Annotated in this window: 23 protein-coding genes; 14 read left to right on the forward strand and 9 right to left on the reverse strand. The window is 66.9% G+C overall.

Going from position 1 to position 21,146, the window contains the following annotated elements:
- The 5 genes from AC3WJI_RS19345 to AC3WJI_RS19365 all read left to right on the forward strand — a co-directional run.
- Window positions 1–1,011, forward strand: a 1,011-nt coding sequence (locus tag AC3WJI_RS19345) for an ATP-dependent helicase C-terminal domain-containing protein (protein WP_492758931.1), incomplete at its 5' end; no start/stop codon positions are given.
- Window positions 1,012–1,041: 30 nt separating this feature from the next.
- Entirely contained in the window at window positions 1,042–1,323 is a 282-nt protein-coding gene (locus tag AC3WJI_RS19350) for an ETC complex I subunit (RefSeq protein WP_492758932.1), read from the forward strand.
- A 424-nt stretch (window positions 1,324–1,747) separates the two neighbouring features.
- Window positions 1,748–1,921 carry a hypothetical protein gene (locus AC3WJI_RS19355; protein ID WP_492758933.1) on the forward strand — a complete coding sequence of 58 codons (174 nt, stop codon included), beginning with the start codon at window positions 1,748–1,750 and terminating at the stop codon, window positions 1,919–1,921.
- Entirely contained in the window at window positions 1,911–2,195 is a 285-nt protein-coding gene (locus AC3WJI_RS19360; RefSeq protein ID WP_492758934.1) for a type II toxin-antitoxin system RelE/ParE family toxin, read from the forward strand. The genes AC3WJI_RS19355 and AC3WJI_RS19360 overlap by 11 nt, the downstream gene beginning before the upstream one ends.
- 448 nt (window positions 2,196–2,643) lie before the next feature.
- Window positions 2,644–3,357: a hypothetical protein gene (locus tag AC3WJI_RS19365; RefSeq protein WP_492758935.1), complete on the forward strand. Its 714-nt coding sequence runs from the start codon at window positions 2,644–2,646 to the stop codon at window positions 3,355–3,357.
- 113 nt (window positions 3,358–3,470) lie between these two features.
- On the opposite strand, the gene AC3WJI_RS19370 is transcribed toward AC3WJI_RS19365, so the two are convergent.
- Genes AC3WJI_RS19370 through AC3WJI_RS19385 form a run of 4 tightly spaced genes read right to left on the reverse strand, consistent with a single transcriptional unit; the run spans window position 3,471 to window position 5,282 of the window.
- Window positions 3,471–4,526: a ribonucleotide-diphosphate reductase subunit beta gene (locus tag AC3WJI_RS19370; RefSeq protein ID WP_492758936.1), complete on the reverse strand. Its 1,056-nt coding sequence runs from the start codon at window positions 4,524–4,526 to the stop codon at window positions 3,471–3,473.
- Window positions 4,527–4,531: 5 nt separating this feature from the next.
- A complete protein-coding gene (locus tag AC3WJI_RS19375) occupies window positions 4,532–4,741 on the reverse strand; it encodes a hypothetical protein (protein ID WP_492758937.1) in 210 nt (69 codons plus the stop codon).
- A complete protein-coding gene (locus tag AC3WJI_RS19380; protein ID WP_492758938.1) occupies window positions 4,738–4,956 on the reverse strand; it encodes a hypothetical protein in 219 nt (72 codons plus the stop codon). Before AC3WJI_RS19380 ends, AC3WJI_RS19375 begins: the two co-directional genes overlap by 4 nt.
- Window positions 4,953–5,282 carry a hypothetical protein gene (locus AC3WJI_RS19385; RefSeq protein WP_492758939.1) on the reverse strand — a complete coding sequence of 110 codons (330 nt, stop codon included), beginning with the start codon at window positions 5,280–5,282 and terminating at the stop codon, window positions 4,953–4,955. Before AC3WJI_RS19385 ends, AC3WJI_RS19380 begins: the two co-directional genes overlap by 4 nt.
- 68 nt (window positions 5,283–5,350) lie before the next feature.
- Here AC3WJI_RS19385 and AC3WJI_RS19390 point away from each other — a divergent pair, with 68 nt between their 5' ends.
- Window positions 5,351–5,620, forward strand: coding sequence for a DUF2171 domain-containing protein (locus tag AC3WJI_RS19390; protein ID WP_492758940.1), 270 nt, complete (start codon window positions 5,351–5,353; stop codon window positions 5,618–5,620).
- Window positions 5,621–5,781: 161 nt separating this feature from the next.
- On the opposite strand, the gene AC3WJI_RS19395 is transcribed toward AC3WJI_RS19390, so the two are convergent.
- Window positions 5,782–6,177: an endonuclease domain-containing protein gene (locus AC3WJI_RS19395; protein WP_492758941.1), complete on the reverse strand. Its 396-nt coding sequence runs from the start codon at window positions 6,175–6,177 to the stop codon at window positions 5,782–5,784.
- An 82-nt stretch (window positions 6,178–6,259) separates the two neighbouring features.
- Complete coding sequence (locus AC3WJI_RS19400; protein WP_492758942.1) at window positions 6,260–8,167, reverse strand: ribonucleoside-diphosphate reductase subunit alpha; 1,908 nt, start codon at window positions 8,165–8,167, stop codon at window positions 6,260–6,262.
- 523 nt (window positions 8,168–8,690) lie between these two features.
- Here AC3WJI_RS19400 and AC3WJI_RS19405 point away from each other — a divergent pair.
- From AC3WJI_RS19405 to AC3WJI_RS19430, 6 genes are all read left to right on the forward strand, one after another.
- Window positions 8,691–10,610, forward strand: coding sequence for a putative phage tail protein (locus AC3WJI_RS19405; protein ID WP_492758943.1), 1,920 nt, complete (start codon window positions 8,691–8,693; stop codon window positions 10,608–10,610).
- 112 nt (window positions 10,611–10,722) lie between these two features.
- On the forward strand, window positions 10,723–12,378 hold the full coding sequence (locus AC3WJI_RS19410; RefSeq protein ID WP_492758944.1) for an MFS transporter: 1,656 nt from the start codon (window positions 10,723–10,725) through the stop codon (window positions 12,376–12,378).
- On the forward strand, window positions 12,371–13,516 hold the full coding sequence (locus AC3WJI_RS19415) for an HlyD family secretion protein (protein WP_492758945.1): 1,146 nt from the start codon (window positions 12,371–12,373) through the stop codon (window positions 13,514–13,516). The genes AC3WJI_RS19410 and AC3WJI_RS19415 overlap by 8 nt, the downstream gene beginning before the upstream one ends.
- A 43-nt stretch (window positions 13,517–13,559) precedes the next feature.
- The gene (locus AC3WJI_RS19420; RefSeq protein ID WP_492758946.1) at window positions 13,560–14,006 is read left to right on the forward strand and encodes a YunG family protein; all 447 of its coding nucleotides are present in this window, start codon (window positions 13,560–13,562) and stop codon (window positions 14,004–14,006) included.
- Window positions 14,007–14,219: 213 nt separating this feature from the next.
- Window positions 14,220–14,570: a DUF3147 family protein gene (locus tag AC3WJI_RS19425; RefSeq protein WP_492758947.1), complete on the forward strand. Its 351-nt coding sequence runs from the start codon at window positions 14,220–14,222 to the stop codon at window positions 14,568–14,570.
- Window positions 14,571–14,635: 65 nt separating this feature from the next.
- On the forward strand, window positions 14,636–16,231 hold the full coding sequence (locus AC3WJI_RS19430; protein ID WP_492758948.1) for an amidase: 1,596 nt from the start codon (window positions 14,636–14,638) through the stop codon (window positions 16,229–16,231).
- Between the two features lie 37 nt (window positions 16,232–16,268).
- On the opposite strand, the gene AC3WJI_RS19435 is transcribed toward AC3WJI_RS19430, so the two are convergent.
- Together AC3WJI_RS19435 and AC3WJI_RS19440 are read right to left on the reverse strand one after the other, a co-directional pair.
- Entirely contained in the window at window positions 16,269–16,676 is a 408-nt protein-coding gene (locus tag AC3WJI_RS19435; protein ID WP_492758949.1) for a DUF4345 domain-containing protein, read from the reverse strand.
- Window positions 16,673–17,131, reverse strand: coding sequence for a DUF2721 domain-containing protein (locus AC3WJI_RS19440; protein WP_492758953.1), 459 nt, complete (start codon window positions 17,129–17,131; stop codon window positions 16,673–16,675). Before AC3WJI_RS19440 ends, AC3WJI_RS19435 begins: the two co-directional genes overlap by 4 nt.
- 90 nt (window positions 17,132–17,221) lie before the next feature.
- Here AC3WJI_RS19440 and AC3WJI_RS19445 point away from each other — a divergent pair, with 90 nt between their 5' ends.
- The gene (locus tag AC3WJI_RS19445; protein ID WP_492758950.1) at window positions 17,222–18,328 is read left to right on the forward strand and encodes a GNAT family N-acetyltransferase; all 1,107 of its coding nucleotides are present in this window, start codon (window positions 17,222–17,224) and stop codon (window positions 18,326–18,328) included.
- A 106-nt stretch (window positions 18,329–18,434) separates the two neighbouring features.
- Here the strand turns inward: AC3WJI_RS19445 and AC3WJI_RS19450 are convergent, their stop codons facing one another.
- The gene (locus tag AC3WJI_RS19450; protein ID WP_492758951.1) at window positions 18,435–20,111 is read right to left on the reverse strand and encodes an acyl-CoA dehydrogenase family protein; all 1,677 of its coding nucleotides are present in this window, start codon (window positions 20,109–20,111) and stop codon (window positions 18,435–18,437) included.
- Between the two features lie 46 nt (window positions 20,112–20,157).
- Here AC3WJI_RS19450 and AC3WJI_RS19455 point away from each other — a divergent pair, with 46 nt between their 5' ends.
- On the forward strand, window positions 20,158–21,123 hold the full coding sequence (locus AC3WJI_RS19455) for an L-threonylcarbamoyladenylate synthase (protein WP_492758952.1): 966 nt from the start codon (window positions 20,158–20,160) through the stop codon (window positions 21,121–21,123).
- Window positions 21,124–21,146: the final 23 nt, after the last annotated feature.

Consider the following 21,146-nt stretch of genomic DNA (forward strand, 5'->3'; position numbering starts at 1 on the left):
CCTCGCGGTTCAGCCCCTCCCCCGACCCCTCCCGCAAGCGGAAGGGAAGAGGAGATTTCCACCTGCATCGCGCTCGCTTTCCCCGATCGCATCGCCAAGCGCCGCGACGGGACCGGCGAGCATTGGGCGTCGGTCGGCGGGCGGGGCTTCCGGCTGGACCCAACTTCGCCGCTCGCCCGCGCCGAATGGCTCGCGGTCGCCGAGACGCAGGGCATGGCGGCGGGGGCGCGAATCCTGTCGGCGGCCGAGATCGACTTCGCCACGATCGAGGCGCTGTTCGGCGACCGGATCGAGACGCGGCGCTCGGCGAGCTTCGACCCTGCCACCGGCCGAGTCGAGGCCGTGCGCGAGCGGCGGCTCGGCGCGCTGCGGCTGTCGTCGGGGCCGGACAGCGGGCCGGTCGATACCGCGGCCTTGCTGCTCGAAGCGGTGCGCGTGCACGGGCTGGCGCTGCTGCCCTGGTCCGACACCGCGCAGGCGCTGCGGCTGCGCGCGCGTTTCGCCGGGATCGATACGCTCGAGGACGCCGCCCTGCTCGCCGCGCTCGACGACTGGCTGCCGCCCCTGCTGGAGGGCAAGCGCCGGCTCGACGCGGTCGCGGCCGAGGGGCTGACCCAGGCGCTGCAGAATCTGCTCGGCTGGGATGGGCAGAAGACGCTCGACCGGCTCGCCCCGGCGCGGCTCGAGACGCCGGCCGGATCGAGCCACGCGATCGACTATGGCGCCGAGGGCGGGCCGACGGTCGAGGTGCGCGTCCAGGCGCTGTTCGGGCTGGCCGAGCATCCGACGCTCGGCGACGGCACGCCGCTGGTGCTCAGCCTCACCTCGCCCGCCGGCCGCCCGATCCAGACGACGCGCGACCTGCCGGGCTTCTGGAAGGGGAGCTGGGCGGCAGTCGCCAAGGAAATGCGCGGGCGCTATCCGCGGCATCCCTGGCCTGACGATCCGGCGGGTGCCTCGGCGACGCTCAGGACCAAAAAGGCTGATGCAAGGAACGCCGCGGCGCGTTAGAGGCTTCAGCAACACCCTCGGAGGCAAGACGTGAAGACCGCCCGTATCTATCAGCGCCCGAAGAACGCGATGCAGTCGGGCCGCGCGCGCACCGATCTGTGGATGCTCGAATTCGAGCCGGTCAAGCCGCAGGAAGCCGATCCGCTGACCGGCTGGAACGGCGGCGGCGACACTTCGAACCAGGTCCGCATCGGCTTTCCGACCCTGGAGGCCGCCAAGGCGCATGCCGAGCGCGAGGGCTATGCCTATCACGTGGTGCCGGCGCCGGAGCGCAAGCTGAAGCTGCAGGCCTATGCCGACAATTTCCGCTGAGGGTGTGCGGAGGGGCGGGGGCCTCATGGCCGCGCCGATCCGTGAAGTTGTGGCGGCGAAGTTGTCAAAGTTGCGCGTCTGGCGCGGGTTTTCCGAAGCCGCGGTGTGAAACGCTGAGAGCTTGCGTGGCTTCGCGACGGCGAGGCGACACGCAAGCGGCGGCGACGCGACGCCTGCGCGACACCTGCGCCCCATGTCGGCGACACTTGCGCGCCATCCACGCGACACCGGCGCGCCGGCTTCGCGCCACCGCGGCGCCGCACGCGCGACACGCACGCGACGTCTGCGCGACACCCTGTTTGGGGGGATCGACCTCACTGTCTGAAAGAGCGGACCCGTTGGCGAGTCGCCTCGGGCGTATCAGGCGAAATCCTACTTTGGTAGCTGCCTTCCTCGGCCGCGGATTCAGGTGTATATCCAAGGCATGAAGCCTGCCATCGATCCGCGTGACAAGGTCGAGGATGCCGATGCTCCCGCCGAGCCGGGCTATGATGCGTGGAAGCGCGCCAAGGTCGAGCGTGGCTTGGCGCAGGCGCGGGACCGGAGCGCGATGATTCCCGTCGAGAAGGTGCTGCGCGACCTCAAGCTTGAACGTTAGCTTCACACCGCAAGCGCGGGCCGACCTGGAGACGATCCGGGACTGGATTGCCGAGGACGACGAACGCGCGGCGGATCGTGTGATCGCTCGCATCGTGCAGACGGCGATGATGTTCGGGCAGTTTCCGATGCTTGGGCGCGCTGGGCTGGTCGAGGGTACGCGCGAGTTCTCGGTGGTCGGGCTGCCGTATCGGATCGTCTATGCGATTGCTTCGGAGGCCGAGATCGACGTGCTTGCCGTACTGCATACGCGGCGGCGGTATCCGAGGAGCTAAATCGCAGCTCCCCAGGACCGATCTCAGGCAGCATGTTGATCGCGGATATACGCGTGGGGCTAGGGCTGGCGCCGCTGGTGGTGTCGCCCGGCGGCGCAGTGGACCCCAGCACAAGGCCGGGGTGACTGTGTGAGCTCTCGAATTGCTCTTCGATAAGCGAATAGCTATAGTGCGGAGGCCGGGTTTGGACCCCGGCCTCCTTGGCAGGATGGGTGACTCGGGTGTTCCGCGTTTGGACGGCGGCTCGAGTCCCTATTGCTATATCTCACGATCCGCAGCTTCCCACAAGCATTAACCGCGCTTTTGCGCTTTTCATATCGACGCCGGTCGGGAATATTCGGTCAATAAGGTCGGAAACGCAAAATATTGCTCTTAAATTGGATCTAGCTTATAAGCTTTCGCATGCCTGGCGGGGCGCGTTCCGAGAGGCTTATATGAGGAGCCGGCAATGGCTAAGCGCAGTCCAAGATATCCGCGGCATGGCTTATCAAAAGCCATTGAAATGACGCGTAAAATGTTCGCTGGGGCTCATCAGGCGAAGATAGACGTGGATTCGGCAGCGAAAGTGATTGGCTATTCGGGTAGCGGTGGCGGAGCCGCAGCAAGCGCAATAGGAGCCTTGAGGCAATACGGGCTGATAGACGGTTTGCGTGGCGACGTGGCCGTCAGTGACCTAGCTATGCGAATTTTGCAGCCTATGAATGAGCGCGAACAGGCAGAAGCCCTCCATGAGGCTGCCATGAAGCCAGAAATTTTCGAAAGAATAGTAGGGCAGTTTGGGGGAAGGGTTCCTAGCTCCGACGATCCCATCAAGGCGTTCTTGATTAGACAAGAGGGTTTCTCGACAGCGGGCGCTGACGAACTTATCGAGACACTGCGAGACACCCTTTCAAACCTCCCGGCGCTCTCAAGCGCTTCAACGGTTCATTCTGTGGAAACCCCGGAGGATGCCGTACCCATTCCTTCTGAGGAGAGCCCTCATCCCGGGATGTTGGCTCCCACACTCCGGGCGGCTCCACACGCTGGGGAGCTTATTACGTTGCCGTTGGGACAAAATTGCAAAGCAGAGCTACGTTTGATCGGCGATGTAACTGCTGCCTCATACGCGCGGCTTATTAGGCATTTGGAACTGTTGCGCGATATTGAGGAGGAGGAAAGTTGAGAAGCGGCACGGGCAAAGCCCGTGCTGTCGTCGGTCGGCGCTGCTGGCGCCGCCGGCCGGGTTTGCCGCCGAGGAGCGGGGATTAGCTTGCGCTAATCCCACGCGCGGCAAGCCTACTCCGCCGCAATCCCCGCCTTCGCGAACATATCCCCCTCGCCGCTCGCGTCCTCGTTCGCCACCGGCAGCACCTTCGCCTTCTGCCGCTTGTCGAACGAATCCCACACTTCGTTCCAATTCCCCCGCGTCGCGCCCTTCGAATACTCCGTGGCGCGCTGTTCGAAGAAATTGGCGTGCTCGACGCCGTTGAGCAGCGGCGCGAGCCAGGGGAGGGGGTGCTCGTCGATCAGGTAGATCGGCTTCATGCCGAGCTGGCCGAGGCGCCAGTCGGCGATGTAGCGGATGTACTTCTTGATCTCCTTGGGGGTCATGCCGTTGACCGGGCCCTGCTCGAAGGCGAGGTCGATGAACGCGTCCTCGAGCCGGACGGTGGTCTGGCACTGGTCCATGATCGCTTCGCGCACCGACTTGGTCAGGCAGTCGCGCTCCTTCACGAAGGTGTGGAACAGCTTGATGATGCCCTCGCAGTGGAGGCTCTCGTCGCGGACCGACCAGCTGACGATCTGGCCCATGCCCTTCATCTTGTTGAAGCGCGGGAAGTTCATCAGCATCGCGAAGCTGGCGAACAGCTGGAGCCCCTCGGTGAAGCCGCCGAACATCGCCAGCGTCTTGGCGATGTCCTCGTCGGTGTCGACGCCGAACTTCTGCAGATAGTCGTGCTTGTCCTTCATCTCGCTATATTCGAGGAACATGCCGTACTCGCTCTCGGGCATGCCGATCGTGTCGAGCAGGTGGCTGTACGCGGCGATGTGCACCGTCTCCATGTTGGAGAAGGCGGCGAGCATCATCTTGATCTCAGTCGGCTTGAACACGCGGCCGTATTTCTCGTGGTAGCAATCCTGCACCTCGACATCGGCCTGGGTGAAGAAGCGGAAGATCTGGGTGAGCAGGTTGCGCTCGTGGTCCGACAGCTTCTGCGCCCAGTCGCGGCAATCCTCGCCGAGCGGGACTTCCTCGGGCAGCCAGTGGATCTGCTGCTGACGCTTCCAGAATTCGAACGCCCAGGGATATTCGAACGGCTTGTAGGTCTTGCGGGCTTCGAGAAGAGGCATTCGGGTTACTCCGAGACGAACTGAGAAATAGCGGAAAACAATGCGAAGCCGCCCACCACGAAGCTGACGAAGCCCCATGTGCGGACGAGTTGGCGCGAGCGCGGCGGACGATCTGGATGCCGCTGAAAGGCGGGCTTGAGCATCATGTGCGTGCCGGACAGCATGATCAGCACGCCTGCCACGACGATGAAGCCCAGAGCGAAGGTGTTGCTCATGCCGCCCCCGCCACCGTCGCGACGGCCGCGAAGCCGCCGAGGAACAGGCCGAGCGCGAACAGCATCATGCCGGCGATGCGCAGGGCATAGCCGGTCGCTTGCGTGTCGGGCAGGCGCAGGGCGGCGCGGGTCAGCGACGGGCGGACGAGCGTCGTCAGTCCGCCCAAGCCCGCGGCACCGGCCAGCCCGGCCATCAAGGCGAGGCTCCGCGTCATTCGTGCTCGATCACCGTGGTGCGGCGGCCTTCGCGGATCACGCGGTCGCGATAGACCACCTTGCGCCCGCGATTGGCGCCGACGCCGAACACCACGATCCCGAGGAAATAGCCGAAATCGTACCAGCCGCCATTGTTGGGCACGGCATAGACCGCGACGTCGGGCATCACCAGGCTGAGGAACCACGCCACCGGGAAGATGAAGCCGTGCCACAGCCCGAGCAGGAAGCCCGGCGCCTGGGGCGTGACCGCGCTGCTCACCTGTGTCGCGCATGCGGCGAGCAGCATCAAAGGCGCGAGGGCGGCACTGTTACGCAAGCGGATCATTTCCTATCTCCTGCATCGTTCGCGGCACTCGTGCGTTGCCGAGCCGAACCAAACCAAGGAGCAGTCTCATGGCCGACACCAGCGCAATCAAGGAACATATGGAAGTCATCGGCGCCGACGGCGTCCATGTCGGCACCGTCGACCATGTCGAGGGCGAGCGGATCAAGCTGACCAAGAAGGACAGCGGCGCCGAGGTCGAGGGTGCCGAGGGTTCGCACGCGGGGCACCACCACTACATCTCGCTCGGCCTGGTCGCCGATGTCGAGAGCGACAAGGTCCGGCTGAGCGCCAATGCCGACGTCGCGGTGACCTTCGAAGAGGAAGAGTCCGAGGGGTGATTTAGCCTCGAGACCTAAGTCCCCCTCACCCTTCCCACGCGCTTCGCGCGCGGGCCCCTTCCCTCTCCCACAAGGGGAGAGGGAGATTGGGGTCCCAAATCCCTCTCCCCTTGTGGGAGAGGGAGGGAGCGGCGAAGCCGCGGAAGGGTGAGGGGGCCGTATCACGTAAAGCTTCCCCGCAGTGCCGGCGGCAAATTCCGGGCGATCTCCGCCAGTACGCCTTCCACATTGCCCATCACGTCATTGTTCCAGAAACGCAGCACGCGATAGCCTTCGTCGTTGAGGAACGCCGTGCGCTTCGCGTCGCGATCGCGGCGGTCGGCGTGCGTGGCGTCATCGACCTCGACGATCAGCTTCGCCGCGTGGGAGCAGAAATCGGCATGATAGGGGCCGAACGGGACCTGATGGCGAAACCGTGCTTCCAGGAAGGTGCGGCGGAGCGTGGCCCATAGCGCTTTCTCGACCGGACCGGAGCTTCGGCGCAATTCGCGCGAGCGTTTGACCGTGTCGGCGGGGAGCAACTGGCGCTTGGTCAGGCCATCTGCATTCCCCCTCACCCTCCCACGCCGCTGCGCGGCGCGGGCCCCTCCCGCTCCCACAAGGGGAGAAGGGTTTTCAGGGCGGCCTACCCCCGCCACCTCACTGGCACGCCAGGCATTCGTCATAGTCGGTGCTCTCGCCGAGGTTGAACTGCGGCTTTTCGAGCGTGTTGTCGGCCTCGACGCCGCCCGCGAAGCCGGCGCGCTGGACCGACTTGGAGCGGAGATAGTAAAGCGATTTGATGCCGAGCTCCCAGGCGCGGAAGTGGAGCATCAGCAGGTCCCATTTCTCGACGTCGGCCGGGATGAACAGGTTGAGCGACTGCGCCTGGTCGATATAGGGCGCACGGTCGCCGGCGAGCTCGAGCAGCCAGCGCTGGTCGATCTCGAAGCTGGTCTTGAAGCAGTCCTTCTCTTCCTGGCTGAGGAAGTCGAGGTGCATCACCGAGCCGCCCTGCTCGAGGATCGAGTTCCACACCGCCTCCGAATCCTTCGACTTCTCCTTGAGAAGCTTCTGGAGATACGGGTTCTTGACCGAGAACGACCCCGACAGCGTCTTGTGCGTGTAGATGTTGGCCGGGATCGGCTCGATGCACGCGCTGGTGCCGCCGCAGATGATCGAGATGCTCGCGGTCGGCGCGATCGCCATCTTGCAGCTGAACCGCTCCATCACCCCCATGTCGGCGGCGTCGGGGCAGGGCCCGCGCTCGACCGCGAGCTGCATCGACGCCTCGTCGACCTGGCGCTTGATCTGCTTGAACATGCGCAGGTTCCACGACTTGGCCATCGCGCCCTCGAAGGCGAGCCCGCGCGCCTGGAGGAAGGAATGGAAGCCCATCACGCCGAGGCCGACGCTGCGCTCGCGGCTGGCCGAATAGGCCGCCTTTTCCATGCCGGGCTCGGCGCGCTCGATATAATCGGTCAGGACGTTGTCGAGGAAGCGCATCACGTCCTCGACCAGGCCCTTCTCGTCCTTCCACTGGTCCCAGGTCTCGAGGTTCAGCGAGGACAGGCAGCAGACCGCAGTGCGATCGTTGCCGAGATGGTCCTTGCCGGTGGGCAAGGTGATCTCGCTGCACAGGTTCGAGGTCGAGACCTTGAGCCCGAGATCGCGATGATGCTTGGGCATGTTCGAGTTCACGTGATCGGCGAACACGATATAGGGCTCGCCGGTGGCGAGGCGGGTCTCGACCAGCTTCTGGAACAGCGCACGGGCATCGACCTTGCCGCGCTCGCTGCCGTCCTTGGGGCTGCGCAGCGTCCACTCGCCGCCGTCGCGCACGCATTCCATGAAGGCATCGGGGATGAGCACGCCGTGATGGAGGTTGAGCGCCTTGCGGTTGAAGTCGCCCGAGGGTTTGCGGATCTCGAGGAACTCCTCGATCTCGGGATGCGAGATGTCGAGATAGCAGGCGGCCGAGCCGCGGCGCAGCGACCCTTGGCTGATCGCCAGGGTAAGCGAATCCATCACGCGGACGAAAGGAATGATGCCCGAGGTCTTGCCGTTGAGCCCGACCGGCTCGCCGATGCCGCGGACATTGCCCCAATAGGTGCCGATGCCGCCGCCGCGCGAGGCAAGCCAGACATTCTCGTTCCAGGTGTCGACGATGCCGTTAAGGCTGTCGGGCACCGAATTGAGGAAGCAGCTGATCGGCAGGCCGCGCCCGGTGCCACCGTTCGACAGGACCGGCGTGGCGGGCATGAACCACAGCTTGGAGATGTAATCGTAGATGCGCTGGGCGTGCGCCTGGTCGTCGGCATAGGCCGAGGCGACACGGACGAAGAGGTCCTGGTAATTCTCGCCGGGGAGGAGGTAGCGGTCGCGCAGCGTCTCCTTGCCGAACTCGGTGAGCAAGGCGTCGCGCGAATGATCGACCTCGAGCGTGTAGAGCGACGGCGCGACGCTGCGCGTGTCCTGGTCCTTGCGCGGCTTCGCCTTGGCTTCGGCGGCAATCGTGGCTTCGGCGACGGTATCGTTCACGCTGTTTTCCGTGTCCCTGAATTCCATGGCATCCGACCCTTTTTGACTCTGCACGCGCCTCCCGCCGGGAGGCTTCGTTGCGACTCGGGGCGGCTCGGCAATGGTAGACATCGCCATGGCCTTGCGCGAGAACAAAATATGAACTCGGCGCCGGCAGCCGAACACGACAGACCCTAACCCGCATATGGGGATGCGGAGGTGGTTCTACCAGTGCTTGAGCTTGCCCCTCAATCTTACCACTACAGATTGTGCCAAACCGAGTCCGCGCACAAGGATTAAATCATCCGTTAGCCAAACGATTCATCGCTAAAATGACTCGGTTGGCGGAGGCCGCGCCACCGCCATGTGCCGCGACGCATGGTCAATCCTCGGGTCCCGCAAAGGCAAGGGAACACAGCGCGAACCGAAAAAATTTTCCGGGGGAGGAATCGGTGGACACTAGCGGTGGTGTCCCGCCCGGTGCGGCGCAGCCGCATGTTGCAATGTAGGAATTCATGTTCTTGTTAGGTTCCTCCCGCGGTCAGCTTGGCCGCCAATCGAGAGGAATCGCATGACACTCGCAACGATCGCCACGCTGACGGCGCTCCCGAAATCATCACTCTCGGACGGCCGGATCGAGGACGTCGCCGGATATTCGTCGCTCGGCGACGGCGGTGGCGGCCAGTTTCACTGGTCCGCCGGATCGACTGCCGCCCCCGATGGCGGACTCGTCTTCGCGGCGGACGAAGGCGGTACCGGCCGCTGGCTCCGACACGTCGCGCACGCGCCGCTCTCGCCGCGTTATTACGGCGCGACCGGCACCGGCGGAAACGACCAGGCCGCAGTCGCCGGCCTCTTGAATCGCACCGGCGGACTCAGCGCCAACGGCTATTTCACCACCTATTGGCCCTATGGCGTGTATGGCATCGACCAGATCCGCTTCGATGCGAAAGGCGCCACCCACAATTTCGACGGCTCGCTGTTCCTGGCGAACGGCACGGCGGCGCGCGCGAGCGTGGTCGACCTACGCGGCGGACAAAGCAAGTATAAGGGCTTGCGCGTGCAGGCGGACCGCAAGCTCAATTACGAGTGCGGGATCCACTGGTACACGAACGCTCTCCAGGCTCCCGACCATCCCGAGCGTCCGTACCCCGGCTATCTCGATATGCACGATGTCGAGGTCAACGGCGCGCGGATCGGCCTCGCCATCGGCGCGCTGCCTTCGCAAGGGGACATTCCCGATCAAACCTATGTCGCCGGCGACGACGAGGCGATCAATGCGCCGCTCAGCGAATCGACGATCTTCGGCCTCAAGATCCGGGACTGTGTCCGCGGCCTCTACATGCGGCAGCCGAACGGCAAGATCACGGTCGTCGGCGGCGTGATCCGATCCGATGCGCCGTGGAGCGGATATCCGACGCCTGAGGACGCCGTGTCGCTCACCCTCGCCGATGACGGCTCGGAACTGGCGCTGATCGGCGGCGCCCTCGAGCATGTGGCCAATCCCGGGCACGGCTATCTTATGCAAGTGACCGGCGGCCGGCTGGATCTGGTCGGCACGACGGTGGAGACGTACCGTACGTCCTATATCGACGGGCACAGCTATGTCAGCTTCCGCCAGATCCAGGATTTCGGTTTCAACTATGCCGACCTGCCGTGCTTCCAGCTCGGTCCCAATTTCGACGGCACCTTCTGCATCTCGGACACCCGCATCGTGCGGTATGCCGGGCTGGGCACCACCGGCTTCGGCGAGGTCGTCAAATCGGTAGCGGGACTTCAGCAGGGCTTTCTTCCGAACCTGCGGACGGTGGTAGACTTTTCGAACGTCGAATTCCGCGACTGCCCATGGCGCGCCGGCGGCGCGACCTATAATCCGCTCGTCCGCGGCGTGCGCGCACGCTTCGAGCAGTGCCAGCTCACGACCTATGTTCAGCCGAGCCAGGGCGCGCCGCAGCGCACGAGCCTGGTGCGGCTGCATGATGAGCCCAGCCGCCTCGATGGGCGGGTGGACACCAGCTTCGCGAGCCTTGCCGCCTATCCGCAAACCGCCAGCAATTCCGCGCACAAGGGATGGTCGTTCGCGGTTGCCGGGTCGGGCTCGGCCTGGGGCAAGTCCACCAGCGGATTGCCGCAGATCGAGGACGTACCCGTCGCAGCGTGGCTTCGCCTCAAGGGCGGTGCCGGGACGGCGACCTGCGAGGCGGAAACGGCGAAATGCCCGGCAACGCCGGGCAAGGCGCATATAGTTCGCGGCTTCATCAAGACCGGTAGCAGCGCGGCGAGCATCGGGATCAAGATCAAATTCTTCGATTTCGACGGCGTTTCGCTGGGAGAGCAATTGCTGTTCGGGGGGCCCGAACAAGTGTTCGGCGCAACGCCGCAGCCGCTGCTCTTCTATTTCGTTGCACCGGAGGCAGCGACGCACTTCTCGCTGCAGCTCCATGCCGAGAACGGCGCGGATCTGCACATCGCGCTGCCCGAGATCGGCTAACGGGCTACCGCTCGGCGGCAGCGTGACGGCTGCCGCCGAGTTGTCTCGCATTTCAACGGCCGCAATGGGCGGTCTGGAGGGATCGAACCGCCCTCAACCGCTTTATCTCGCTATGGCAACGAGCAGCACTTCCGAAGGCGAATGGCAGCCCGCGCCGCACGAGCGTTCGCCGATGCCAGGGTCGCCGCCGACGCCGTGGCATCCGCCGGCGCGGCGGGTGGCCTATGCCGCGGTCGGGGCGCTGGTGGTGATGGCGGGCGCGCTGGGCAACGGCATCGTCACGGCGAACCTGCTCAACCTGCAGGGCTCGCTCGGGCTCTATTCGGCCGAGATCCAGTGGCTGCCCACGGCCTATGTGATGACCAATGTCTGCGCCAGCATGTTGCTGATCAAGGTTCGTCAGCAGTTCGGCATAAGGCTGTTCGCACAGGTCTTCCTCGTCGGCTTCGTGCTGACGACGGCCGCGCACCTGTTCGTCCACAGCTTCTGGTCGGCAGTGGCGGTGCGCGCGTTCAGCGGGATCGCGGCGGCGGCGCTGAGCACGGTCGGGCTGCTCTATTTCATCCAGGCGGTGCCGGCGAAGCATCGATTGAAGGGGTTGGTCGCGGCGATCTCGCTGCCCCAGCTCGCGGTGCCGCTGGCGCGGCTGTTCCCGAGCGAGGCGTTCGAGCCCGATCGCTGGCAGACGATGTATCTGTTCGAGCTAGGGCTGGCGCTGCTGTGCCTTGCCGGGGTGCGACTGCTCGCGCTGCCGCCGGTAGAGCGGCTGAAGGCGTTCGAGCCGATGGACTTTGTCAGCTTCCCGCTCTTCGCCGGCGGGATGGCATTGCTGTGCGCGGTGCTCGGCATGGGGCGGACCCTGTGGTGGTTCGAGGCGCCGTGGATCGCACCGGCGCTGATCGCGGCGCTGGTGCTGATCCCGATCGCGCTGGTGATCGAGCATTACCGGGCCAATCCCTTGCTCAACACGCGCTGGCTGGGAAGCGGCGACATTCTCCGATTCGCGTTGGTCGCGATCCTCGTCCGGGTCGTGCTGTCCGAGCAGAGCATCGGCGCGAGCGGGTTGCTGAGCGTCGTCGGGATGGGGCCCGACCAGTTGCGCGGGCTGTATCTGGTGGTGCTGATTGCGACTGCGGCGGGCGGGCTGGTCAGCGCGCTGACGATCGACCCGACCTTTCTCGGCCGGCCGATCCTGATCGCGCTGGCGCTGATTGCCCTGGGGGCATGGCTCGACTCCGATTCGACCAATCTGATCCGGCCGCACGACATGTATGTCAGTCAGGCGCTGCTCGGCTTTGCCGGCGCGCTGTTCATCGGCCCGGCGATGCTGGTCGGGCTCACCCGTGCGCTCCAGCAGGGGCCGACGCATTTCGTCAGCTTCTCGGCGCTGTTCGGGATCACCCAGAATCTCGGCGGGCTGTTCGGATCGGCGATGCTCGGCACCTTCCAGGTGGTGCGCGAACGCGCGCACAGCGCCGAGATCACTGCCCAATTGAGCCTCGCCGACCCGCTGGTCGCGCAGCGCGTCCAGCAAAATGCGAGCGCTTATGGCCGCGTGCTCGGCGACCCGGCGCTGCGCCAGGCCGAGGGCGCGGCAATATTGGCGCAACAAGCAAGTCGTGAAGCGAACATCCTCGCCTATAACGACGTCTTCCTGTTGATCGCTGCGATCGCAGTGGGGACGATCCTGTGGGCGTCGTTCCATATTTTCCGCGTGCGCCGCGAGAATCTCGCGCGCATCGCAGCAGAGGCAGAGAGCAATGGCTGACCGCAACCCCCCGCCGATCGAGCCCGCGCCCGGGGTGCAGGCCGAAGCGGCGGTCACCGAAGGCGGCGACCCGCCGCCGGCGCCCGAAGCGCGGCGCTGGAACCCGCCGCGGCCCAAGCCGATCGCGCTGGTGCTATTGGGGCTGATCGTGATCGCGGGCGTGATCGCGATCCTCGCGGCGTGGCGGATCGGGCCGTTCGCGGGGACGACCCAATCGACCGAGAATGCCTATGTCCGCGGCCAGGTCACGATCGTGAGCCCGCAGGTCAGCGGCTATGTCACCCAGGTGCCGGTGCAGGATTTCGCGGCGGTGAAGGCGGGCGACGTGCTCGCGCGGATCGACGACCGGATCTACCGCCAGCGCGTCGCGCAGGCACGGGCCAATGTCGCCACGGCCCGCGCGACGCTGGCCAACAACCCGCAACAGGCGGCGTCGCGGGCGGCGACCTTCGGATCGCAACAGGCCGGGGTTGAGGCGGCACGGGCGCAACTGGTCCGCGCGCAGGCCGACAATGCCCGGATCGAGGCGCTGGCGCGACAGGGCTTCGTCGCCAATCGCGAGCGCGACGCCAGCCGCGCGGCTTTGCGCCAGGCGCAGGCCGACCTTCGCCAGGCCCAGGCCGGGGTGACGATCGCGCAGGAAGACATCCGCAGCGTCGAGGTCGGCCGCGGCGGGCTCGAGGCGGGCGTCGAAGCGGCGCAGGCGGCATTGCGGCTCGCCGAGATCGATCTTGCCAACACCGTGATCCGCGCGCCGGTGGCGGGGCAATTGGGCGAGATCGGGGTGCGCCAGGGACAATATGTCACCGCCGGCACGCAATTGATGTCGCTGGTGCCGCGCCAGCTCTGGGTGACCGCCAATTTCAAGGAAGCGCAGACCGCGAAGATCCGCCCCGGCGCGGTGGCGCGGTTCAAGGTCGACGCGCTGGGCGGCGAGCGGCTGACCGGCCGGGTCGAGCAGCTCGCGCCGGCGGCGGGGTCCGAATTCGCGGTGATCCGGCCCGACAATGCGAGCGGCAATTTCGTCAAGGTGCCCCAGCGGATCGCCGTGCGCATCCGGATCGATCCCGACCAGCCGGCGGCGGCACGGCTGCGGCCGGGGATGTCGGTCGAGGCGGAGGTCGAGCTGGCGCGGTAGGAGAGTGCTGGCGGTCGCGGCCGCCTTGGGCAATGCTGCGGCGATGACGGACGCCTTCCCCTCCGATTGCAGCCTGGATCCGCCGTGGCGGGGCGGGGCGGTCGCGCTCGCCCGGCTGGCGCGCGCGATCGAGGCGTCCTGGGCGCCCGATACTGCGTATCTCGGCGTCGCCGAGGCTGGAAACCCGGCGCTCGGCCAATGCTATCCGACCGCGCGGGTCGTACAGTGGTTTCATCCCGACTTCGAGATCGCGCGCGGCACGGTGTGGACGGGCGTCCGCAGCGAATGCCATTTCTGGAATGTGCGCGGCGCGGGGGAGGGCGCCGAATGGGTCGATTTGAGCTGGAAGCAATTCCCGCGCGGGTCGGTGGTGCAGGCGTTCGAATTGCTCGACCGCGGGGAATACGGCGACGGCCCGCAGACGATCGCGCGCTGCGAACGCCTGCTGGGGCGGGTGCTGGAGTATCTCGATGCGGAGGCGGGTCTTTAAGTCGAGGGCACCTGTTCCTGACCGTCCTTCCCGCGAAAGCGGGGACCCTTCTCCATCACGCGTCGCGAATGCCACAGGGATGATCTTGGCGAGTGCGGGAGATGGGCCCCCGCTTTCGCGGGGGTGACGGAAGGGGGTTGTTGCGTCTGGACCTTAACGTTGACCGCCTCGCCGGACATTCCGACGAACTCGAAACCATGGCATGGCTGCGGCATGCTCTATCTGTTGCTCAAGGCGGCCCTGTCGGGGATCGTCATCGCGATCGCGTCGGAAGTCGCAAAGCGCTTCCCCGGTGCAGGCGCGCTGATCGCGTCGCTGCCGCTGGTCTCGGTGCTCGGGATGGTCTGGCTTTGGCGCGACCGGCCCGATGCAGAGAACATGGCGGCGCATGCGGGCGCGACCTTCTGGTACGTGCTGCCGTCGCTGCCGATGTTCGTGCTGATCCCGGCACTGCTGCGCGGGGGCGCCAATTTCTGGGTGGCGCTGGCGCTCGGCTGCGCGCTGACCATGGTGCTGTACCTGCTGATGGTCTGGGCAGGACCGCGTTTCGGGCTGCGGCTGTGACGCGCGCTTGAGATGCCGTGCCGGCGTGCCTAGGCTGGCCGCCAGGTCGATCGAGGGGGTGGCGAATGAAGCAGTTGGGCTTGCTGGCAGCGGCGATGATTCTGGCGGCGCCTGCCACGGCACAGGAGGTCGTGGTTCGCACCACCGAGCCCGGCTATCCGCTGGTCGAAGGGTCGATCGACCAACTCCAGGCGGCGATGGCCAAAGGCGAGCGCACCAGCGAGCAGGTGACTCGCATCGCGATCGACCGGATCGAGTCGATCGATCGCAGCGGGCCGACCTTGCGCGCGGTGATCGCGGTCAGCCCCGATGCGCTCGAGCAGGCCAAAGCGAGCGATTCGCGGCGCAGGGCGGGCAGGCTGCGGGGGCCGCTCGACGGCGTGCCGGTGCTGATCAAGGACAATATCGACACGCGCGAGCTGCCGACCACCGCGGGCAGCCTCGCGCTTGCCGACAATTGGACGAGGCGCGATGCGCCGCTGGTGGCGCAGTTGCGTGCGGCGGGCGCGGTGATCCTCGGCAAGACCAATCTCAGCGAATGGGCGAACATCCGCTCGAACCATTCGATGAGCGGGTGGAGCGCGGTCGGCGGGCTGGTGAAGAACCCCTATGCGCTCGATCGTACCGCCTGCGGCTCGTCGAGCGGGTCGGGCGCGGCGGTGGCGGCGAGCCTCGCCGCGGTCGCGGTGGGGACCGAGACCGACGGGTCGGTGGTGTGCCCCTCGGCGATGAACGGGCTGGTCGGGCTGAAGCCGACCTTGGGGCTGGTCAGCCGCACCTATGTCGTGCCGATCAGCCATAGCCAGGATACCCCCGGGCCGATGGCGCGCAGCGTCAAGGATGCGGCGATCCTGTTCTCGGCGATGGTCGGCAGCGATCCCAAGGACGCCGCGACCAAGGGGACCGACAAATATCGCCGCGACTATGCCGCGGGGCTGTCGGCGGACGCGCTCAAGGGGGTGCGGGTCGGCTACTGGAAGCCCGAGATGGATGAAGCGCTTGGCCAGCGGTTCGAGCGCGCGCTGGAGGAATTGCGCGGCGCGGGCGCGGTGCTCGTCGAAGTGAAGATGCCCGAATTGAAGGGGCTCGGCGATGCCGAGGGTGAGGTGCTCTACACCGAGCTCAAGGACGATCTTGCCGCCTATCTCGCGAGCACGCCGGCCAAGGTGCGGACGCTGGCCGACGTGATCGCGTTCAACGACGCGCACAAGGATGCCGAGATGCCATTCTTCGGGCAGGAGAGCTTTCTCAGGGCCGAGAAGACGCGCGGGATCAAGGATGCCGAATATCTCGGCGCGCGGGCGAAGTCGGCGCGGCTGGCGGGAGCCGAGGGGATCGATGCGATGCTCAAGGCGGCGAATGCGCAGATCCTGGTGACGCCGACCTACGGCACGCCGTGGCTGAGCGATCCGGCGCATGGCGACCAGTTCAGCGGGCCCTCGGCGAGCGAGCTCCCGGCGGTATCGGGCTATCCGCATTTGACGGTGCCGATGGGGCTGGTCGAGGGGCTGCCGGCTGGGCTGTCGTTCATCGGCACGGCCTATTCGGACGGGCTGCTGCTCGGCGCCGGCTATGCGTACGAGCAGGCGACGCATGCGCGGGTGGCGCCGCGCTATTTGCCGAGCGCGCCGGCCGATCTCGGACCGCGCAAGCTGCGGTAGCGGCATCCCACCCCGGCGAAGGCCGGGGTGGTAAGTTTCAGGCAGGCGTCGCGAACCGCCGCGCCACGTGGGCCTGCCAGAGCAGGATCAGCGGCACTTCGACCAGTTCGATGCCGAGCCCGATGCGGTGGCCGAGCGAGGGTATGCCGACCAGCACCAGCGACAGCAATCGGAACGCGCCGCCGAGGATGACCATGAAGCCGAGCAGCCGCAGTTGCGGGCCCTTGCGCTCGACCGCGGGGATGCACGCGGCGAAGAGCAGAAGCATGCCGAGGAACAGCCCCGACACGTAGCGGAAATGGCTGTCGAGGTCGGTCGGGATCAGCGGCGGGTGGCCGAGGAAGCGCGGGCCGCCGGTGACGCCGGCGATCGCAGCGGTGAGCGGCAGCAACAGAGTCAGCGCCATCACCGCCTGGAGCAGGCGTTTCTCGGCGGCGGGGCTCACTTGCGCTCGAGCTCGAGCAATTCCTCGCGGACATGGATCGCGCCCAAGGACATGCGGACTTCGATGAGGAAATAGATCAGGCAGGTCATCAGCAGCAGCATCGACACGACGAACGCCACTGCGACGATCGCGCCGACATGCAGACCGAACAGCCGCGACACGAACATCAAGGCGACGACGAAGCAGGTGGCCAGCGCGCTCGACACGCACAGGAAGATCGCGGTGTTGATCACCGAGATGCGCCGGTCGATCAGCCGCAGCTCCCAGACATGGCGGTCGTGCTCGGGCCCGGTCGAGCGCGGGTGGATCTCCTCGAGGCTGCGCGCACGGTCGACGATGCGCGCGAGGCGCCCGACCATGACGTTGAGGATCGCGCCGATGCCGGCAAGCAGGAACACCGGCGCGATCGCGCTCTGGATCGTGTCGGCGACGGTGGAGAGATAGGGCCCGGACATCATTGCCCCTGTATGACGGGCTCGCGTGCCCGCGTGAAGCGGGGTTGGCGATCTACGCATTGGTAACCGCTCCCGCCCTACAAAGCGGGGATGACCCGGCCGATGCTGCTCGACGAATTCACGCGCCTGCCGCCGCTGCTCACGGTGGACTGCGTCGACGGGCTGGCGGCGGGGATCGACCGGGTCGCGGCGCGCGCGGCGCCGTCGCACCGGTTCCTGCGCTATGGCTGGTTCGCCGCGGCGCTGCAGGCCTATGGCGGCGCGGCGCGGACGCTGACCGTGACGCGCGAGGGCGAGGCCATGGCCGCCCTGCCGATCGTGCGCGCGGGACCGGGCTGGCTGCGGCTGGCGAGCGTGCCCGGCTGCTATTGGCCGTTCCGCAGCTTTCCGGTGCGCGGCGATGCCGGCGTCGAGGTCGGCGAGGCGCTGCTCGCGCGGCTGGGGCGCGAAGCCCATGCGCTGCGGATCGGCCCGGTACATGACGGCGATCCGGGGCTGGAATTGCTCCGCCAGGCCGGGGTGGCCAAGGGCTGGGCAGTGCTCGACCGCTTCGTTGCCGAGAGCGCGCTGCTCGACATCGCGGCGCTGCGGCGCGACGGCGTCTGGCCGCGAAACTCGACGCTGCGGAAGAACCGCTTCCACGAGAAGCATCTCGGTGCGCACGGCGCACTCGACTGGAGCTTCGTGTCGGCTTCCGGTTGGGACGCGGCGGTGTTCGATGCGCTCGCCGAAATCGAAGGCAAGAGCTGGATCGCGGCGCGGACCGACGGCGCCGACGCCAAGTTCACGCATCAAGGTCATGGCAACTTCTGGCGTGCGGCCTCGGCCGACCCGGTGATCGCGGGGATGATGTCGGCGGCGGTGCTGCGTGTCGACGGCGTGCCCGTCGCTTTCTCGTTCGACCTCAACGCCGGCGCGCTCAAATATGCGATCGCCAATAGCTACGATCCCGCCTTCGCCAGGCATTCGCCGGGCAAGCTGCTCACCTACCGCAACCTTGCCCGCGCGATCGAGCACGGCATCATCGCCGTCGATTGGGGCGCCGGCGACAGCGGCTACAAGGAAGTGATCGGCGCCCGGCCCGGCCCGGCGATCCGCGACTGGCTGTTCGTGCGGCCGGGACTGCCGGCGCTGGCCGGGCGGATGCTGCGCGGGGTGTGGAAGCGTAGCGGCCAGGCGAAAACTATTTCCGGCTAAGTTCCCCGGCGAAGGCCGGGGCCCAGCTTCGGCGAACCGGCGAGGTGGGATTACCCAATGAACACCTTGGCAACTGGGCCCCGGCCTTCGCCGGGGAACAGCGCAGTCAGGCGACGAACGCCTCGGCATCCAGCGCGTACAGCATTTCCGCCTTGGCCATTGCGGCGGCCTTGAGCCCCATTGCCTCGGGGACGATCTGTCCGACATAGAAGCGCGCGGCGGCGGACTTCATCTTGAGGAACGCCGGGTCGCCCTCGCTGCGCGCGGCGATGCGGCCGCTTTCCTCCATCAGCCAGCCGCAGACCGCGACCGAGAGCATCGTCAGGAACGGGTAGCTGGCGGCGAGGCGGTCATCGGTGTCCGAGGCGAGCAGGTTGCGCGCGACCTCCTCGCACGCGTCGATCAGGCGGATCAGTTCGCCATCCTCGGCGTCGCCGCGCATCTCGGCGAGCAGGCCGAACAGCGTCCCGCCATTGTCCATGCTCAGCTTGCGCCCGACCAGGTCGGCCGCCTGGATGCCGTTGGTGCCTTCGTAGATCGGCGTGATGCGGGCGTCGCGGAAATGCTGGGCGGCGCCGGTCTCCTCGATATAGCCCATCCCGCCATGGACCTGGACGCCGAGGCTGGCGACTTCGTTGCCGAGATCGGTGGCATGCGCCTTGGCGAGCGGGGTGAGCAGTTCGACGCGGGCCTTGGCGGCGGCGTCGCCGGCATGGCCGCGGTCGAGCTGGCCGAAGGCGTAATAGACCAATGCGCGCGCCGCCTGGGTCTGCGCCTTCATGCGGAGCAGCATGCGGCGGACATCGGGATGCTCGAGGATCGCCGCAGGCGCGCCGGCGCGGACGCCCTGGACGCGCTCGCGGGCATAGGCCACCGCGCGCTGGGTGGCGCGCTCGGCGACCTGCACGCCCTGCAGACCGACATTGAGCCGCGCATTGTTCATCATCGTGAACATCGCGCGGATGCCGCCATATTCGCCGCCGATCAGCTCGCCGATACAATCGTCATGGTCGCCGAAGCTGAGCACGCAGGTCGGCGAGGCATGCAGGCCCATCTTGTGCTCGATCGACACGACGCGGACATCGTTGAACGTGCCATCGGGGCGGAATTTGGGAACGAGGAACAGCGATAGGCCCTTGGTCCCCGCCGGGGCATCGGGAGTGCGGGCGAGGACGAGATGGACGATGTTGTCGGCCATGTCGTGATCGCCGAAGCTGATGAAGATCTTGGTGCCCTGGATCTTGTAGGTTCCGTCGCCGACCGGCTCTGCCCTGGACTTGAGCGCGCCGACATCGCTGCCCGCCTGAGGCTCGGTGAGGTTCATCGTGCCGGTCCATTCGCCGGTGGCGAGCTTGGGCAGATAGTGCGCCTGCTGCTCGGGACTGCCGTGGTGCACCAGCGCCTCGATCGCGCCGACGGTGAGGATCGGGGCGAGCGCGAAGCCCATGTTCGCGGTGCCAAGCGTCTCGAGCACTGCGATCGACAGGCTGACCGGCAGGCCCTGGCCGCCATAGGCCTCGGGCGAGCCGATCGTGCCCCAGCCGCCTTCGACATAAGCCTTGTAGGCCTCCGCGAAGCCGGCGGGCATCTTGACGCCCTGTTCGGTCCATTTGGGGCCTTCGGTGTCGCCGAGCCGTTCGAGCGGCGCCCATTCGCCCGCAGCGAAATCGCCAGCGCCGTCGAGCACCGCGTCGGCCATTTCGGCGGCTTCGGGGCTGATCTCGGACAGGCGGACGATATGCTCAAGCACGAAGCGCTGCTCGGCGGTGGCGGGGGTGAACATAAGGCCTCTCTTGTGGTCTGCTTTTCCGCGCTATAGCGCCGCGCACGTGACCCCGACAAATCCCCGCATCTTACCCTACGGCGAGGCCGCGATCGCCGAAGCCGCGGCGCTGATTCGCGCCGGCGGATGCGTCGCGGTGCCGACCGAGACGGTCTACGGGCTCGCCGCCAATGCGCTCGATTCGCAGGCGGTTGCGGGGATCTACGCGGCCAAGGGGCGGCCGAGCTTCAATCCGCTGATCGTGCACGTCCCCGATCTCGAGGCGGCCGAGATCGTCGCGGTGTTCGACGATGCGGCGCGGGCGCTGGCGCAGCGTTTCTGGCCGGGGCCGCTGACCCTGGTGCTGCCGGTGCGGGCGGAGGCGGGGATCGCGTCGCTGGTCACCGCGGGGCTGGAGACGATCGCGATCCGCGTGCCCGATCACCGCGCGATGCAGGCGCTGCTCGACGCGAGCGGAGTGCCGCTGGCGGCGCCTTCTGCCAATGCCAGCGGGGGGATCTCGCCGACGCGCGCCGCGCATGTCGCGGCGAGCCTGGCGGGGCGGATTCCGCTGGTGATCGACGACGGGCCGACGAGCGCGGGGATCGAGTCGACGATTTTGCAGGGGCGGACGGTGCTGCGGCCCGGGCCGTTGTCTTTAGCCGATCTGTTTCCCGGCGAAGGCCGGGGCCCAGTTACGACGCAGCCCGCGACTGACCCGCGGCCCTCGCAGGGGAACGAGGGGATCACTGCCCCCGGCCAACTCGACAGTCATTATGCGCCGGCCAAGCCTTTGCGGCTGAATGCGACGATGCGCCGCGCGGGCGAGTGGCTGATCGGCTTCGGTGCAGTGCCGGGGGACGACACGCTTTCGATCCGCGGCGACCTGGTCGAGGCCGCGGCGAACCTGTTCGACGCGCTGCACAGGGGGGATGCGTCCGAGGCGGAAGCGATCGCGGTGGCGCCGGTGCCCGAGAGCGGGATCGGGGTGGCGATCAACGATCGGCTGAAGCGGGCGGCGCACCCCAGATAACTCCCCTCCCTGCAAGGGAGGGC

The organism is Sphingomonas sp. FW306-1B-B10E (genome assembly GCF_058782005.1).